General features: G+C 67.4%; 14 protein-coding genes. 6 read left to right on the top strand and 8 right to left on the bottom strand.

Annotation, left to right across the window (positions count from 1 at the left end):
* Positions 1 to 20 precede the first annotated feature (20 nt).
* From AC3A4E_RS15070 to AC3A4E_RS15085, 4 genes are all read left to right on the top strand, one after another.
* Entirely contained in the window at positions 21 to 911 is an 891-nt protein-coding gene (locus AC3A4E_RS15070) for a tryptophan 2,3-dioxygenase (RefSeq protein ID WP_487632301.1), read from the top strand.
* The gene (locus AC3A4E_RS15075; RefSeq protein ID WP_487632302.1) at positions 911 to 1,678 is read left to right on the top strand and encodes an SDR family NAD(P)-dependent oxidoreductase; all 768 of its coding nucleotides are present in this window, start codon (positions 911 to 913) and stop codon (positions 1,676 to 1,678) included. Before AC3A4E_RS15070 ends, AC3A4E_RS15075 begins: the two co-directional genes overlap by 1 nt.
* 119 nt (positions 1,679 to 1,797) lie before the next feature.
* A complete protein-coding gene (locus AC3A4E_RS15080) occupies positions 1,798 to 2,220 on the top strand; it encodes a hypothetical protein (protein WP_487632303.1) in 423 nt (140 codons plus the stop codon).
* A 60-nt stretch (positions 2,221 to 2,280) separates the two neighbouring features.
* Positions 2,281 to 2,667, top strand: coding sequence for a VOC family protein (locus tag AC3A4E_RS15085; RefSeq protein WP_487632304.1), 387 nt, complete (start codon positions 2,281 to 2,283; stop codon positions 2,665 to 2,667).
* Between the two features lie 9 nt (positions 2,668 to 2,676).
* Here AC3A4E_RS15085 and AC3A4E_RS15090 read toward each other — a convergent pair whose 3' ends face one another.
* From AC3A4E_RS15090 to AC3A4E_RS15100, 3 genes are all read right to left on the bottom strand, one after another.
* A complete protein-coding gene (locus tag AC3A4E_RS15090; RefSeq protein WP_487632305.1) occupies positions 2,677 to 3,615 on the bottom strand; it encodes an MBL fold metallo-hydrolase in 939 nt (312 codons plus the stop codon).
* A 78-nt stretch (positions 3,616 to 3,693) separates the two neighbouring features.
* Positions 3,694 to 4,005 (bottom strand): hypothetical protein, encoded by a 312-nt coding sequence (locus tag AC3A4E_RS15095; protein ID WP_487632306.1) that lies wholly within the window; start codon positions 4,003 to 4,005, stop codon positions 3,694 to 3,696.
* Complete coding sequence (locus AC3A4E_RS15100; protein ID WP_487632307.1) at positions 4,002 to 5,321, bottom strand: tryptophan--tRNA ligase; 1,320 nt, start codon at positions 5,319 to 5,321, stop codon at positions 4,002 to 4,004. Before AC3A4E_RS15100 ends, AC3A4E_RS15095 begins: the two co-directional genes overlap by 4 nt.
* 118 nt (positions 5,322 to 5,439) lie before the next feature.
* Here AC3A4E_RS15100 and AC3A4E_RS15105 point away from each other — a divergent pair, with 118 nt between their 5' ends.
* Positions 5,440 to 6,273 (top strand): hypothetical protein, encoded by an 834-nt coding sequence (locus tag AC3A4E_RS15105; protein WP_487632308.1) that lies wholly within the window; start codon positions 5,440 to 5,442, stop codon positions 6,271 to 6,273.
* Between the two features lie 100 nt (positions 6,274 to 6,373).
* Here the strand turns inward: AC3A4E_RS15105 and AC3A4E_RS15110 are convergent, their stop codons facing one another.
* The 3 genes from AC3A4E_RS15110 to AC3A4E_RS15120 form a co-directional block, all read right to left on the bottom strand.
* Positions 6,374 to 6,577 (bottom strand): CsbD family protein, encoded by a 204-nt coding sequence (locus AC3A4E_RS15110; protein WP_159677686.1) that lies wholly within the window; start codon positions 6,575 to 6,577, stop codon positions 6,374 to 6,376.
* 399 nt (positions 6,578 to 6,976) lie between these two features.
* Positions 6,977 to 9,724 (bottom strand): preprotein translocase subunit SecA, encoded by a 2,748-nt coding sequence (gene secA / locus AC3A4E_RS15115; RefSeq protein ID WP_487632309.1) that lies wholly within the window; start codon positions 9,722 to 9,724, stop codon positions 6,977 to 6,979.
* A 183-nt stretch (positions 9,725 to 9,907) separates the two neighbouring features.
* A complete protein-coding gene (locus AC3A4E_RS15120; protein ID WP_487632310.1) occupies positions 9,908 to 10,819 on the bottom strand; it encodes a M23 family metallopeptidase in 912 nt (303 codons plus the stop codon).
* Positions 10,820 to 10,827: 8 nt separating this feature from the next.
* Here AC3A4E_RS15120 and AC3A4E_RS15125 point away from each other — a divergent pair, with 8 nt between their 5' ends.
* Positions 10,828 to 11,295, top strand: coding sequence for a DciA family protein (locus AC3A4E_RS15125; RefSeq protein ID WP_487632311.1), 468 nt, complete (start codon positions 10,828 to 10,830; stop codon positions 11,293 to 11,295).
* A 216-nt stretch (positions 11,296 to 11,511) separates the two neighbouring features.
* On the opposite strand, the gene lpxC is transcribed toward AC3A4E_RS15125, so the two are convergent.
* Positions 11,512 to 12,420 carry a UDP-3-O-acyl-N-acetylglucosamine deacetylase gene (gene lpxC, locus AC3A4E_RS15130; RefSeq protein ID WP_487632312.1) on the bottom strand — a complete coding sequence of 303 codons (909 nt, stop codon included), beginning with the start codon at positions 12,418 to 12,420 and terminating at the stop codon, positions 11,512 to 11,514.
* Positions 12,421 to 12,740: 320 nt separating this feature from the next.
* Positions 12,741 to 14,024 carry a cell division protein FtsZ gene (gene ftsZ / locus AC3A4E_RS15135; RefSeq protein ID WP_487632313.1) on the bottom strand — a complete coding sequence of 428 codons (1,284 nt, stop codon included), beginning with the start codon at positions 14,022 to 14,024 and terminating at the stop codon, positions 12,741 to 12,743.
* Positions 14,025 to 14,155: the final 131 nt, after the last annotated feature.

Below are 14,155 nucleotides of genomic sequence, written 5' to 3' on the forward strand. Positions count from 1 at the left end.
GCCTGCGGTACCCTGCGCCGATGACGATCGACCGCAACCAGCGCCCTCTCGAAGACGGCATCCACCGCGACCTGTCCGGCCGCATCACCTATGGCGGCTACCTGCGCCTGGACCTGTTGCTGGCCGCGCAGCAGCCGTTGTCGCAGCCGCCGCACCACGACGAGATGCTGTTCGTCGTCCAGCACCAGGTTTCGGAGCTGTGGCTCAAGCTGCTGATCCACGAACTGTCGGCGGCGATCGGCCACCTGCAGCGCGACGAGGTCTGGCGCTGCCGCAAGGTGCTGGCGCGCTGCAAGCAGGTGCTGCGGCAGCTGACCGAGCAATGGTCGGTGCTGGAGACGATGACGCCCGCCGAGTACATGGAGTTCCGCGACGTGCTGGGCCCCTCGTCGGGCTTCCAGTCGCTGCAGTACCGCACCGTCGAGTTCCTGCTCGGCAACAAGAATGCGGCGATGCTCGACGTGTTCGCGCACGAACCCGACGGCCAGGCGGCGCTGCAGACCGTGCTCGACGCGCCCGGCCTCTACGACGAATTCCTGTGTTATCTGGCCCGCTGGGGCCACCCCGTCGATCCGCGGCACCTGCAGCGCGAGTGGCGCCAGCCGCACACCTTCGATGCCACGCTGGTGCCGGTGTTCGAGTCGATCTACGAGGACACCGAACGCCACTGGCGCGAGTACTCGTTGTGCGAGGACCTGGTGGATCTGGAATCCCAGTTCCAGCTGTGGCGCTTCCGCCACATGCGCACGGTGATGCGCATCATCGGCTTCAAGCGCGGCACCGGCGGCTCGAGCGGCGTGGGCTTCCTCAAGCAGGCGCTGGAGCTGACCTTCTTCCCCGAACTGTTCGAAGTCCGCACGCACGTCGGACCGGGGCGCGGCAGCGACGCCGACGTCAGCGCCGCGCCGTAATGGATCAGCTGCCGTCCGGCACGCTCCACGGACGCCGCGCGCTTGTCGCAGGCGGCAGCCGCGGCATCGGACTGGCGATCGCGGACGCACTGGCGCAGGCCGGCGCCAGCGTGTCCATCTGCGCACGCGGCACAGAGGCACTGGATCAGGCCGCCTCCCGACTCCGGATCCATGGCACCGGGATACACACGCACCGCTGCGATCTCGCCGAAGCGGATGCGCCTGCCGGCTGGGTCGAGGCCGCGACGCTGGCGCTCGGCGGGGTCGACATCGTGGTCAACAACGCCTCCGCGCTCGCCCATGGCACCGACGACGATGCCTGGCGGGCCGGCTTCGAGGTCGACCTGATGGCGGCGGTGCGCTGCAACCGCGCCGCCCTGCCGTACCTGCGCGACAGCCAACATCCCGCGATCCTCAACATCGCCTCGATCAACGCGTTGCGACCTACGCCACGCGCGACCGCCTATTCCACCGCGAAGGCGGCCCTGACCTACTACACGGTGACGCTGGCCGCGGAACTCGCGCCGGCGCGCATCCGCGTCAACGCGCTTGCGCCGGGATCGATCGAGTTTCCCGGCGGCCTGTGGGCTGCACGCGCCATCGAAGATCCTGCCTTGTACAGCCGCGTGCGCGATTCGATTCCGTTCGGCGGTTTCGGTGCCCCCGGAGACGTCGCAGCCGCCGCCCTGTTCCTGTGTTCGGACCAGTCGCGATGGATCACCGGGCAGGTTCTCGCGGTCGACGGTGGCCAGATGCTTGCGGGCTGATCGACCGGCGCCGCCTGCCGCATGCCGGACTTCGTGTCCAGATGGGGCGCGCCCCAGCATCTCCCTCACAGGGCACGTACTACAGTCCGCGCCCATTCATCAAAAAACAAAGGCGTGCAATGTCGATCATGGTCTGGGCGATTGTCGGTGGTCTCATTGGATTCGGCGCACTCGTGTTCACCGCGAACCGGGCGAAGAGCGCGAACAACCCGTGGGACGAGCGCACGTTCAACGCGGACGGCGATGTCCTCGGACGCATCGACACCTGGGCGTCCGCCAACGGCTACAAGCTGCGCAGTGATGACGGCCGCCGCCGGGTCTACCAGAAGGGCGTCAACTTCCTGACCGCGCCGATGCGCTTCGAAGTGGACCGCGATGGCGACCGCTACACCACGCGCAGCTACGTGCACGTCGATGCGCTGGTGATGCAGGGCAATCTGGCGCTCACGCATCCCGGCGTGGTCGCCAAGGTGCCGCGCTCGAACGCGCGCAAGGCGCAGAACCTGCTGTTCGCCGATCTGGGCCAGCCGCTGCTGCCCTGATCACATCCGCTGCGCGATCAGCGCGGGATCCTCCGGTGCATCCACATCGGAGGATCGGAGATGCCGCACCACAGCCGCCTGTCCACGTTCGTCCTCGACTGCAACGTCGAGGATCTCGCGCCGCACGTCGAGTTCTGGCGCCAGGCGCTCGGCAAACCGGTCAAGCCGCTGCCGCCCGAAGACGATGACGGCCGCTACGCGGTGCTGGACACCGCCGACGACGAGCCGGTGCTGATGCTGCAGAAGGTCGACCACGCGTCGCGCATCCATCTCGACATCGAAGCCGACGACGTCGATGCCGAAGTCGCACGTCTGGAACAACTGGGCGCCGTACGCGTCGAACAGGTGAAAACCTGGTGGGTCATGCAGGCGCCGAGCGGGCACCGCTTCTGCGTCGTACGCCCGCAGCGCACGCCGATGGGCCCGCACCACAACACCTGGGACTGACGCGCGGCCTCAGCCCGCGCGTGCCTGCCGGTCGAGCCACACACCCAGTCCCTGCGCATTGATGACGATGTCGCCGCCGAGGATGTCCTGTACGCGCGCATCCGCGTTTTCGATGCCGTGCGCGAGCGCGCGACCGGTATAGAGCTGCGTCAGGCCGTCGACGATGCGCTCGTGGCGATCGGCATGCCCGTGAGCATCGCGCGCGATCGCAACCATCGCGTCGATCTGCGTGTGCAGATCGGCGGCGAGTCGCGTGCATCCGGTGACTTCGCCGTAATGCGCGATGCGGATCGACACCGGCGACTTCGCGAGCAGCTTGTCGATCGAGGCGTGCATCTGTTGGGGATCGAACTGCACCGGCGAGGTCGTCGGCAGGATGAAGGCGCCGTTCGCGGTATCGAGTTCGCGATACGACAGGCCGAACGTGTCCCCTGCGAACCAGCTGCGCGTCGCGGCGTCCCAGACGCTGTAGTGATGCAGCGCGTGGCCGGGCGTGTCGATGCACAGCAGCGCACGCCCGGCGAGTTCGACGACGTGGCCGTCGTCGGCGATGACCACGCGGTCTTCGGCGACCGGCAGCATGCCGGCGTGGTCGCGTTCGAACATCGCCTCGCCGTAGACGGCCTTTGCGCCGGCGATGAGTTTCGTGGGATCGATCATGTGCGGCGCCCCGCGCGGATGCACGACGAGCTTCGCGTTCGGCAACGCGCGGATCAGCGGGCCCGCTGCACCGGCGTGATCGAGATGCACGTGCGTGACCATCAGCCAGTCGACCGCGTCGCGCGGCACACCCGCTGTGTCGATCGCATCGAGCAACGTCTGCGCGCAGGTCGCGGTGCCGCAGTCGATCAGCGCGGCGCGGCCGCCGGATTCGACGAGGTAGGCCGCGCACAGGCCCGGGCGAACGTAGCCGGTGTCGATGATCGTGATCGCGTGTCGATCGTGCATCGCGCGTCTCCCGTTGAACAGAACCGACAGTCTAGGGCGCGCGGTGTCGACGCCCGATACGGCCTTGGTCGAAGCTGCTCAGCCGCGGCGGCGCAACACGCGCGTGCGCAACGCGAACGCGGTACCGAGCATCGCGAGAAACACGCCGTAGCCCATTGCTGTCGCCAGGATCTGCGCCCACATCGTGCCGTGACCGCGGTCGGCGACCACATGCGCCCAGTGGATCGACATCAGGAATGCGACGACGGACGCCGCGAGGCTGACCAGATCGAACACGACCCTGCGCGCGCCACGCGGCTGGCGCGGGTACACCCAGAACAGCACGCCCAGAATCAGGAACCACGGCAGGAACAGCAGCAGCGCCAGATTCTGGGCGACGGTCGGGTTCACGAGGCGGCCTTCTCGGCATCGGCTGCGGCCAGCGCATCGAACGCGGCCTGCACTGTCTCGGCATCGACACCGTCGCCGAGCGTGGCCGGCGCATCGGCGAGCGCGAGCTCACCGCGGCGCAGGCGCGCGATCGTCTGGCCCGCATCGCGCGGCGCATCGAAGGCTGCGCTCTGCAGCAGCACGCGTTCGCCGTCGACCAGCTTGAAATAGAACTTTCCATCGGCTTCGCGGTACTGCTTGAACGCAGGCGGCGCGGCCTTGGCGGACGCAGGCGCATCGGACGGAATCGACGCCGCGCTGCCGAGGTTGCGCAGGCCGACCGCGTCACGCAGTTCGCGCAGCAACGGAATCGCATAACGCTCGCGCAGGCGCTGGCTGCCATCGCGCAGGATGTCCTCGATGTCACCCGGCTTCGCGATCAGGGCCTCGTAGCGTTCGCGCATCGGGGCGATTTCGCGTTCGACGATATCGAACAGCTGCTGCTTCGCATCGCCCCAGCCGATGCCGTTGGCGAACGCATTCGAGAAGCCCACAGTCTCGTCCGGTGTCGCGAAGGCCTGGTAGAGCTGGAACAGCGCCGAGCCGTCGGTCGATTTCGCTTCGCCCGGCAACTTCGAGTCGGTGAGGATCGAGAACACCAGCTTCTTCAGCTGCGCCTGCGGCACGAACAGCGGAATGGTGTTGTCGTAGCTCTTGCTCATCTTGCGGCCGTCGAGACCCGGCAACGTGGCCACGTTGTCGTCGATCGCCGCTTCCGGCAGGTTGAACCAGTCGCGGCCGTAGACGTGATTGAAACGCTGGGCGAAATCGCGCGCCATTTCGATGTGCTGGATCTGGTCGCGACCCACCGGCACCCGGTCGGCGTTGAAGATCAGGATGTCGGCGGCCATCAGCACCGGGTACATGAAGAGGCCCGCTGTCACCGCGGCATCGTCGTCCTCGCCGTCGGCGCGGTTCTTGTCGACCGCGGCCTTGTAGGCGTGCGCGCGGTTGAGGATGCCCTTGCCGGCCACGCAGGTCAGCAGCCACATCAGCTCGGTCGTCTCCGGCACATCGCTCTGGCGGTAGAACCACACCTTCGACGGATCCAGTCCGGCCGCGAGCCACGTCGCCGCGATCTCCAGCGTCGAGCGCTGGGTGCGCGCCGGGTCCTGCGCCTTGATCAGGCTGTGCAGGTCGGCGAGGAAATAGAAGCTCTCGGTGTTCGGCGCGCGGCTGGCGGTGATCGCCGGACGCACGGCGCCGACGTAGTTGCCGAGGTGCGGCGTGCCGGACGTGGTGATGCCGGTGAGGACGCGCTGGGGACGCTGGGACATGGGCTGCAGGCTGCGGAAAACAGGTCGCCAGTCTAACCGCTGCCCGGCGTGCGACCGGCCGTAACCCCGTTCGCGATGCGGGGCCGTTCGCCAGTACACCCCCCGCGAGAGACCCGCCATGCACGCACCCCGCCCCGTCCGATCCATCGCCGCCTGGCTGCTGCTGGGCAGTCTGCTGGCGATGCCCGCCGCGCACGCGGCCCGCGCCTGGAAGGCGCAAGAGCGTGTCCGCATCGAGGTCGTCGATCGCGACACCGGCAGCACGACCCAGCCCGTGTCGCACCGTGGCGACAGCTGGATCGCCGGCACACCCGGCGCGCCGTACGCGATCCGCCTGACCAACACGACCGGCGCGCGCGTGCTCGTCGTGCTGTCGGTCGACGGCGTCAATGCGATCAGCGGCGAGACCGCCGCGCCATCGCAGACCGGCTACGTGCTCGCGCCCTGGCAGACGACCGAGATCACCGGCTGGCGCAAGTCGCACGACGATGTCGCACGTTTCGAATTCGCCGCGCTCGGCGACAGCTACGCGGCGCGCACGGGCCGTCCGGACAACGTCGGTACGATCGGCATCGCGGTGTTCGGCGAACGCGCACCGCCGCCGCCCGTCGCGGTGTCCCGGGCTCCCTATCCAGCACCGCCGTCGCCGCCCGCGCCCGTTGCACGCGAACGCTCGGCGTCAGCCGCCTCCGATTCGGTCGCGGCCCAATCGAACGCGTCGAGCATGCGCGCGGAGAGTCAGAGCATGGGCACCGGCCATGGCGCACGCGAGTGGGCGCCGGTTTCGTCCACCGCATTCGAGCGCGCCACGCGCACGCCCGTGCAGATCACCACGCTGCGCTACGACAGCGTCGACGTGCTGGTGGCGCGTGGCGTGCTGCCGCGCCATCACGCCTGGGCACAGGCACGTCGTCCCGAAGCGTTTCCGGGCGGCTTCGTACCGGATCCCTGATCGATCCGTATTTTTCAACAGCGCATATGCGAACGGACCGGCACAGGCCGGTCCGTTCTGGCTTCGCTGGCGCCGCGCGTCGCAACGCACGATCGCAGCATCAGCTGTCGAGCGTCTTCTCGAACTCCTTGACCTCGCGTTCCGCGCGGTCACGCTCCCAGCCGTACTTTTCCTGCAGCTTGCCCGCGAGGTACTTGCTGTCGCCGGCCGCGACATCGAACACGTCGTCGGTCAGGTCGCCCCACTTGGCCTGGGCCTTGCCCTTCACCTGGGTCCACTTGCCGGCAATGATGTCTTTGTTCATGGCGATCTCGTCCTGGTTCGGAGGGGTCGCGGCGCGTCGCAGATGCAGATGACGTCGCCACACACCGATCCTCGCGCGCCGGGCATCAAGTGCCGGTCGAGAAACCGTAAGCGCGTCCTCATGTCCCTGAGTGCGTGTACAGGCACATGCGCGAACACGCGTCGGTCGACCGGTCTTCCAGAAGCGCGACAACCCGGGCCGCGCGGGCCTCGCCAGCGCAGATCACCAGGTCATCGGGGAGCAGGTGCGCCGGTGTGACCGCCGGCCGCATCACCCGTCATCACACGCGACCATGATCGCGCGCTCCGCCGTCCACGCCCGCACCGGCAGACAGACGGCCAACAGGACGATCGATCAGGCCCGGCACGCAGGCGTGCATCGGGCCCGACGAGGCGTGGCTCAGTTCAACTGGCCGTGGCAGTGCTTGTACTTCTTGCCGCTGCCGCAGGGGCAGGGATCGTTGCGACCGACCTTGTCACCCTCGCGTACGACGGTGGCCGGCTGCGCGGCACGTGCAGCGCGCACGTCCTCGGCCTCCTCGTCGGCACCGTAGCCACCGGCGTCGGCATGCTGGAACTGGGCCTGGTTGAGCTTGGCTTCGACCTGGCGGCGCTCTTCAGCTTCCAGCGCCGCGATCTCGTCCTCGCTGCGCACGCGCACGCGCGCCAGCATCGTCACCACGTCCTGCTTGACCTTCTCCAGCATCTCGGAGAACAGCTCGAACGCCTCGCGCTTGTACTCCTGCTTCGGCTGCTTCTGCGCGTAACCGCGCAGGTGGATGCCCTGGCGCAGATAGTCCATGCGGCCCAGATGCTCCTTCCAGCCCTGGTCGAGCACGTTGAGCATGATGTGCTTCTCGAGCATACGCATCGTCTCGTCGCCGAGCGACGCTTCCTTGTCCGCGAACAGGCGATCGACTTCCTGCTGCACGTGCTCGGTGATCTGCTCGGAATCGAGCTCTTCGCTGGTCTTGGCCATCTCCACCAGCGGCAGGCGCAGGCTGAACTCGCGATCGATCTCCGACTCCAGACCCGGCAGGTCCCACTGCTCGTCGATCGACTGCGGCGGCACGTAGCGGCCGACGATGCCGGCAATGACGTCGGCGCGGATGCCGTCGATGTTGTCCTTGACGCTCTCCGCGTCCAGCAGTTCGTCGCGCTGGCCGTAGATCACCTTGCGCTGGTCGTTGTTGACGTCGTCGAAGTCGAGCAGGTTCTTGCGGATGTCGAAGTTGTGCGCTTCCACCTTGCGCTGCGCGTTCGCGATCTGCTTGGTGACCAGCGGCGATTCGATGATGTCGTCTTCCTGCAGGCCCATGCGCGCCATGACCTTCTGCACCCAGTCGGCGGCGAAGATGCGCATCAGGTTGTCTTCGAGCGACAGGTAGAAACGGCTCGAACCCGGGTCACCCTGGCGGCCCGAACGGCCGCGCAGCTGGTTGTCGATACGGCGCGATTCATGGCGCTCGGTGCCGATGATGTGCAGGCCGCCGGCGGCCTTGACCGCGTCGTGGCGCACCTGCCATTCGGCGCGCAGCTTCGCCTTCGTCGCGTCGTCGACCGGCACGCCGGTTTCCGCTTCCAGCGTCGAAAGCTCGGTTTCGAGCGAACCACCGAGCACGATGTCGGTACCGCGGCCGGCCATGTTGGTCGCGATGGTCACCGCGCCCGGACGACCGGCCTGCGCGATGATCGTCGCCTCGCGCTCGTGCTGCTTGGCGTTGAGCACCTCGTGGTGGATGCCTTCCTTGCGCAGGTGTTCGCTGAGCAGTTCGGACACTTCGATCGACGTGGTGCCGACCAGGACCGGCTGGCCGCGTTCGTTCGCGGCTTCGATCTCGCGCGCGACCGCGCGGTACTTGCCCGGACGGTTGAGGAACACCGCATCGGGCGCGTCCTTGCGGATCATCGGACGATGCGTCGGGATGACCACGACCTCGAGCGAATAGATGCTTTCGAACTCGAACGCTTCGGTATCCGCGGTACCGGTCATGCCCGAGAGCTTGCCGTACATGCGGAACAGGTTCTGGAAGGTGATGCTGGCGAGGGTCTGGTTCTCGCGCTGCACCGGCACGCCTTCCTTCGCCTCGACCGCCTGGTGCAGGCCGTCGGACCAGCGACGGCCCGGCAGCGTACGGCCGGTGAACTCGTCGACGATGATGACTTCGCCGTCGCGGACGATGTAGTGGTCGTCGCGCTGGTAGATCGCATGCGCGCGCAGACCGGCGTTGAGGTGGTGCACGACGTGGATGTTCTGCGGTGCGTAGAGGCTGTCGTCCTCGCCGAGGATACCGGCGCCGCGCAGCAGCGTTTCCGCGTGTTCCTGGCCGGCCTCGGACAGGTGGACCTGCTTGCCCTTCTCGTCGACCCAGAAGTCGCCGTCACCCTCTTCGGTTTCCTGGCGCACCAGCGACGGGACGATGCGGTTGACCTTGATGTACAGCTCCGGCGAATCGTCGGCCGGACCCGAGATGATCAGCGGCGTGCGCGCCTCGTCGATCAGGATCGAGTCGACTTCGTCGATGATCGCGTAGTTCAGGCCGCGCTGGTAACGGTCGGCCTTCGACAGCGCCATGTTGTCGCGCAGGTAATCGAAGCCGAACTCGTTGTTGGTGCCGTAGGTGATGTCGGCGCGGTAGGCATCGCGCTTGGCTTCGCCGTGCGGCATGCCCGGCCAGATCACGCCGACCGTCAGGCCCAGCCAGTTGTAGAGCTTGCCCATCTGCGCGGCGTCGCGACGCGCCAGGTAATCGTTGACCGTGATGACGTGGACGCCCTTGCCCTCGAGTGCATTGAGGTAGGTCGGCAGCGTGCCGACGAGGGTCTTGCCCTCACCGGTGCGCATCTCGGCGATCTTGCCCATGTGCAGCACCATGCCGCCGATCAGCTGCACGTCGTAGGGACGCATGCCCAGGACGCGCTTGCTGGCCTCACGACACACCGCGAAGGCCTCGGGCAGGATCTTGTCCAGCGTCTCGCCCTTGGCGACGCGGTCCTTGAACTCGGGGGTCTTGGCCTGCAGCTCGGCGTCCGACAGCGCCTCCATCTGCGGCTCCAGCGCGTTGATCTTCGCGACGATCTTCTCGAGCTGTTTGACGAAGCGGTCGTTGCGGCTACCGAAGACACTGGTGAGCAGGCGATTGAACATTGGCGATCCGGATCCTGGAGACGGAACGCGGCGTCCGGGCGGTTTCCCCCGAAGCCGCAAAAAAGAAAAGGGCGCTGGGCGCCCTTTCGTTGGCAACACGCATTGTAGCTTGGGGAGCCGCCGCGCGTTTTCAAGCGCCGGTGCCCGCAGGTCGCGGCGCCGGCACGCACGCGGCGCCTGCCGTTACTGGCGGCGCACGCCCATCTCGCCGAGGAACTGGCGCGGGTTCTGTACGCGTCCGTTCTCCCAGACTTCGAAATGCACGTGGGCGCCGGTGGAGCGACCGGTCGAACCGGCCTTGGCGATCTCATCCCCGACGCGCACCAGGTCGCCGACCTTCACGCCGTTGCGCGAATTGTGCGCATACCGGGTCACGAAGCCGTTGCCATGGTCCACTTCCACCGTGTTGCCGTACCCGCCGCGCACGCCCGAATAGCTGACCACGCCGTCGGCGACGGTCATCACCGGGTCACCGGTGCGGGCGTCGAAGTCGATGCCCTTGTGGAACTGGCCGCCGCGGCCGAAGGGATCGGCGCGATACCCGTACGACGAGGTCACGAAGCTGCTCGCGACCGGCGAACGCGACGGCCGGGCGCTCTGCTCGATGCGGCGGTCGAAGAGCAGCGCTTCGAGCACCGAAAGCTGCTGGCCGGAGTGGGCGAGGTCGCCATCGAGCGCGTCCATGCCACCGAGCAGCTTGCGTGCGGGCATGTCACGCGCCGGCTCCGCACCACCCTGGCCGACCGGACGGTCGAAATCGAACTCGCCGTCTTCGAGGCCCGCGCCACGCGCGAGGCGGTCGCCGAGGGCATTGAGCCGGTTGGCCTGCGCCTGCAGTTCGCCCATGCGCGCGGCGAGTGCGTTGATCTCGCGCTGCGCCTCACGGCGGGTGTTCTCGACACCGCGTTCGTTCGCCGAGGCCACGCCATGCATGCGCGCGACTTCGGCGGCATTGAGTGCGGCGCCGCCGCACAGGCTGGCAACCGCAACGGCGGTCATGACGGTGAGGGGCTTGCGTACCGCGAGTGCGCGGGCCTTGGCGGCCACCTGCGCGGCGCGGCCGCGCATATCATTCAACAACGTATCTAGGGTCATGCGTGCCAATGTCTGATTTCAGGTCCAGGTCCAAGCCACCCCGCATCGGTCCATCCCGTACCGGGAAGGCGACGTCCGCACTGGATGCGGCACTGGGTGGTGCGTCGGCCGATCCGATCCGCCGGGCCATGTGGCTCGACGCGCTGGACCGCCGCCTCGTTCCCCTGCTCCCTCCGACGCTGGCGCCGCATGCGCGGCTGGCCAATGTCGACGGCAACAGGCTGGTCTTCCTCGTCGATTCGCCCATCTGGCACGCCAGGCTGCGCCTGTCGGCCGATGTGCTGCTCGACGCCGCCCGGTCCATCGGGCTGGATGTCAGCGACATCGTGATCAGGACCTCGACCCGGCCGCTGCGACCCGAGGTCGATGCGGGCCGCGCACGTCCGAAACCGCCGTCCGCCGTGGCCCGCAGGGCCGTGGCGGCCGCACTGGCCTCGCTGCAATCGCCGGACGGCGAGGACAACGGGACGTCTTGAGTCGGATGATCCCTTCTTCTCCCCCTGGTCACCGACGTCGACGCCGAGTGAAGGGGAGCGGGCATCCTACCGGCGGTTCCACGGCAGGAAGTTAACTGAAAATTAAGAGATCAGAAATTTGAAGTTAAATTTCTGTTAGACGCGCCGTATGCGCTGAACCGTACCCGCGCATCGCGTCGGAGTTCATCGCCGATTGGCGAAGCTGAATCCAGCGGATCAGGCGATTGCCGGCGTACCGTATGCCACCGGCGCGGGCGCGGTCCGGTCGAAGCTGACCTTCTCCCACGCGTCCACCTCGGCCAGCAGCGCACGCACCAGCTTGTTGTTGAGCGCGTGGCCCGACTTGTAGCCGACGAAGCGGCCGAGGATGGGATGACCGGCGAGATACAGATCGCCCACCGCATCGAGGATCTTGTGGCGCACGAACTCGTTGGCGTAACGCAGGCCGTCGTCGTTGAGCACGCGGAACTCGTCGAGCACGATCGCATTGTCCATCGAGCCGCCGAGGCCGAGGTTGCGCTCGCGCATGTATTCGAGATCGCGCATGAAACCGAAGGTGCGCGCGCGGCTGACTTCGCGGATGTAGGCCTCGGTCGAGAACTCGACTTCGGCGCGCGACTGCGCGACCGGAATCGCCGGGTGATCGAAGGCGATGGTGAAGTCGAGCTTGAAGCCGTCGTAGGGCTCGAAGCGGGCGATCTTGTCGCCCTCGCGGACTTCCACCGGCTTGAGCACGCGGATGAAACGCTTGGGTGCGTCCTGCTCGACCACGCCGGCCGACTGCAGCAGGAACACGAAGGGACCGGACGAGCCGTCCATGATCGGCACTTCGGCCGCGGACAGTTCGATATAGAGGTTGTCGACGCCCAGGCCCGCAAGCGCGGACATCAGGTGTTCGACGGTCTGCACGTTGGCCGGGCCGCAACTCAGGCCGGTGCACAACGTGGTTTCGGTGACGAGGTTGCCGTCAGCCGGGATCTCGACCACGGGATCCAGGTCGACACGGCGGAACACGATGCCGGTGTCGGGCGCTGCCGGACGCAAGGTCAGGAACACTTTCTCGCCACTGTGCAGGCCGACGCCTGTCGCGCGGATCACGTTCTTGATGGTGCGTTGGCGGGGCATGGGGGAGTCCGCAGAAAGAAAGGTCCCGCGTGTCCGTCATGGGACTGTCATCGGAACCGGGGGCAGATTATCACGGCATCGCCTGAACCTGAACGAAAGCGCGGCGGTGCTTCAGCGCGACAGATGCATGCGGTGATGCCGCATGGCAATGCCGGGAAAACGGTCCACCGGAAATCCCCGGTGGACCCAAAAGCGCCGCGCGGACAACGCGACGCCGGGCAAAACCGCATGGCGGGAGGACGATCCGCCATGCAGCGGCATGCCATCGCCGCGCATCGTTCAACGATGCGCGCGCAACGGACTGCCGCGATCGACGCGGATCAGTCGGCCTGGCGGCGCAGAAACGCCGGGATGTCCAGGTAGCTGCTGTCACCACCGAAGTCGGCAGCCTTCGGGGCATCCGACGACTCGGCGCGGGCCGCACCACGCAGCGGCGATGCCGCCGGCGCAGCGCCACCGTTGCCCCGCAGCGATGCCGCGATGCTGTGACCCGGGCTGTACGGGGCGACCGCGTCGGACTCGTCTTCGATCAGCATGCCGGTCGTGCCGTCGCGGACGCCACGCTGGTTGTTGCTGATCAGCTGCACCTGCGGCTTGCCACGGCCGGCGCTGTCGCCGTTGTAGCCGGTGGTGCGCGCGGGTGCGCGGTTGAGGCCGGTGGCGACCACGGTCACGCGGACTTCGTCCTGCATGTCGGGATCGAGCACGGTGCCGATGACGATGGTCGCGTCTTCGCTGGCGAAGTTCTCGACGGTGCGACCGACTTCGTCGAACTCGGCCATCGTGAAGTCCGCGCCCGCGGTGATGTTGACCAGGATGCCGTTGGCGCCGGCCAGGTTGACGTCGTCGAGCAGCGGGTTCTGGATCGCAGCTTCGGCGGCGGCCTGCGCGCGGTCGTCGCCACGTGCGTTGCCGGTGCCCATCATCGCCAGGCCCATTTCCGACATCACGGTGCGCACGTCGGCGAAGTCGACGTTGATCAGGCCCGGACGGACGATCAGGTCGGCGATGCCCTGCACGGCGCCCAGCAGCACGTCGTTGGCGGCGCGGAAGGCCTGGATCATCGTGGCGTTGCGGCCCAGGACGGTGATCAGCTTCTCGTTGGGAATGGTGATCAGCGAGTCGCAGTGCGCGGACATCTCCTCGATGCCCTTGAGTGCGACCTGCATGCGGCGACGGCCTTCGAACGGGAACGGCTTGGTGACCACGGCGACGGTCAGGATGCCCATCTCCTTGGCCAGCTGCGCGACGACCGGCGCTGCGCCGGTGCCGGTGCCGCCGCCCATGCCGGCGGTGATGAACACCATGTCCGCGCCCTGCAGCGCATCCATGATGATCTCGCGGTCTTCGAGTGCGGCCTGACGGCCGACTTCCGGGTTGGCGCCTGCGCCCAGACCCTTGGTGACGCTGCTGCCGAGCTGCAGCTGCAGCTTGGCGCCGCAGTTCTTGATCGCCTGCGAATCGGTGTTGGCGGTGATGAACTCCACGCCGTCGACGCTGTTGTTGACCATGTGTGCGACCGCGTTGCCACCGCCGCCGCCGACGCCGATGACCTTGATCACCGCGTTTGGAGCCATCTTCTCGACCAGTTCGAAATGTGCCATGTCCGTCGTCCTCTGGGTTTGGGCCGGGTTCGGCGTGGTGTCCACGTCCTTCCCGGCATCTATTGGTTTATGTACTGCGTGCCGCACTTGCGTCTGTCGCTGTCGCCCTGCCCGCCGCGTCCCGCACTGGC

This window comes from Luteimonas sp. Soil_N_1 (assembly GCF_057656255.1).

Excerpts from the sequence above, each read along its gene's own strand:
- AC3A4E_RS15110 (WP_159677686.1), bottom strand. The coding sequence starts at position 6,577 with ATGAACAAAGACATCATTGCCGGCAAGTGGACCCAGGTGAAGGGCAAG.
- lpxC (WP_487632312.1), bottom strand. The coding sequence starts at position 12,420 with ATGCCCCGCCAACGCACCATCAAGAACGTGATCCGCGCGACAGGCGTC.
- secA (WP_487632309.1), bottom strand. The coding sequence starts at position 9,724 with ATGTTCAATCGCCTGCTCACCAGTGTCTTCGGTAGCCGCAACGACCGC.
- AC3A4E_RS15105 (WP_487632308.1), top strand. The coding sequence starts at position 5,440 with ATGCACGCACCCCGCCCCGTCCGATCCATCGCCGCCTGGCTGCTGCTG.
- AC3A4E_RS15080 (WP_487632303.1), top strand. The coding sequence starts at position 1,798 with ATGTCGATCATGGTCTGGGCGATTGTCGGTGGTCTCATTGGATTCGGC.
- AC3A4E_RS15085 (WP_487632304.1), top strand. The coding sequence starts at position 2,281 with ATGCCGCACCACAGCCGCCTGTCCACGTTCGTCCTCGACTGCAACGTC.
- AC3A4E_RS15125 (WP_487632311.1), top strand. The coding sequence starts at position 10,828 with ATGTCTGATTTCAGGTCCAGGTCCAAGCCACCCCGCATCGGTCCATCC.
- AC3A4E_RS15120 (WP_487632310.1), bottom strand. The coding sequence starts at position 10,819 with ATGACCCTAGATACGTTGTTGAATGATATGCGCGGCCGCGCCGCGCAG.
- AC3A4E_RS15070 (WP_487632301.1), top strand. The coding sequence starts at position 21 with ATGACGATCGACCGCAACCAGCGCCCTCTCGAAGACGGCATCCACCGC.
- AC3A4E_RS15075 (WP_487632302.1), top strand. The coding sequence starts at position 911 with ATGGATCAGCTGCCGTCCGGCACGCTCCACGGACGCCGCGCGCTTGTC.
- ftsZ (WP_487632313.1), bottom strand. The coding sequence starts at position 14,024 with ATGGCACATTTCGAACTGGTCGAGAAGATGGCTCCAAACGCGGTGATC.
- AC3A4E_RS15100 (WP_487632307.1), bottom strand. The coding sequence starts at position 5,321 with ATGTCCCAGCGTCCCCAGCGCGTCCTCACCGGCATCACCACGTCCGGC.
- AC3A4E_RS15090 (WP_487632305.1), bottom strand. The coding sequence starts at position 3,615 with ATGCACGATCGACACGCGATCACGATCATCGACACCGGCTACGTTCGC.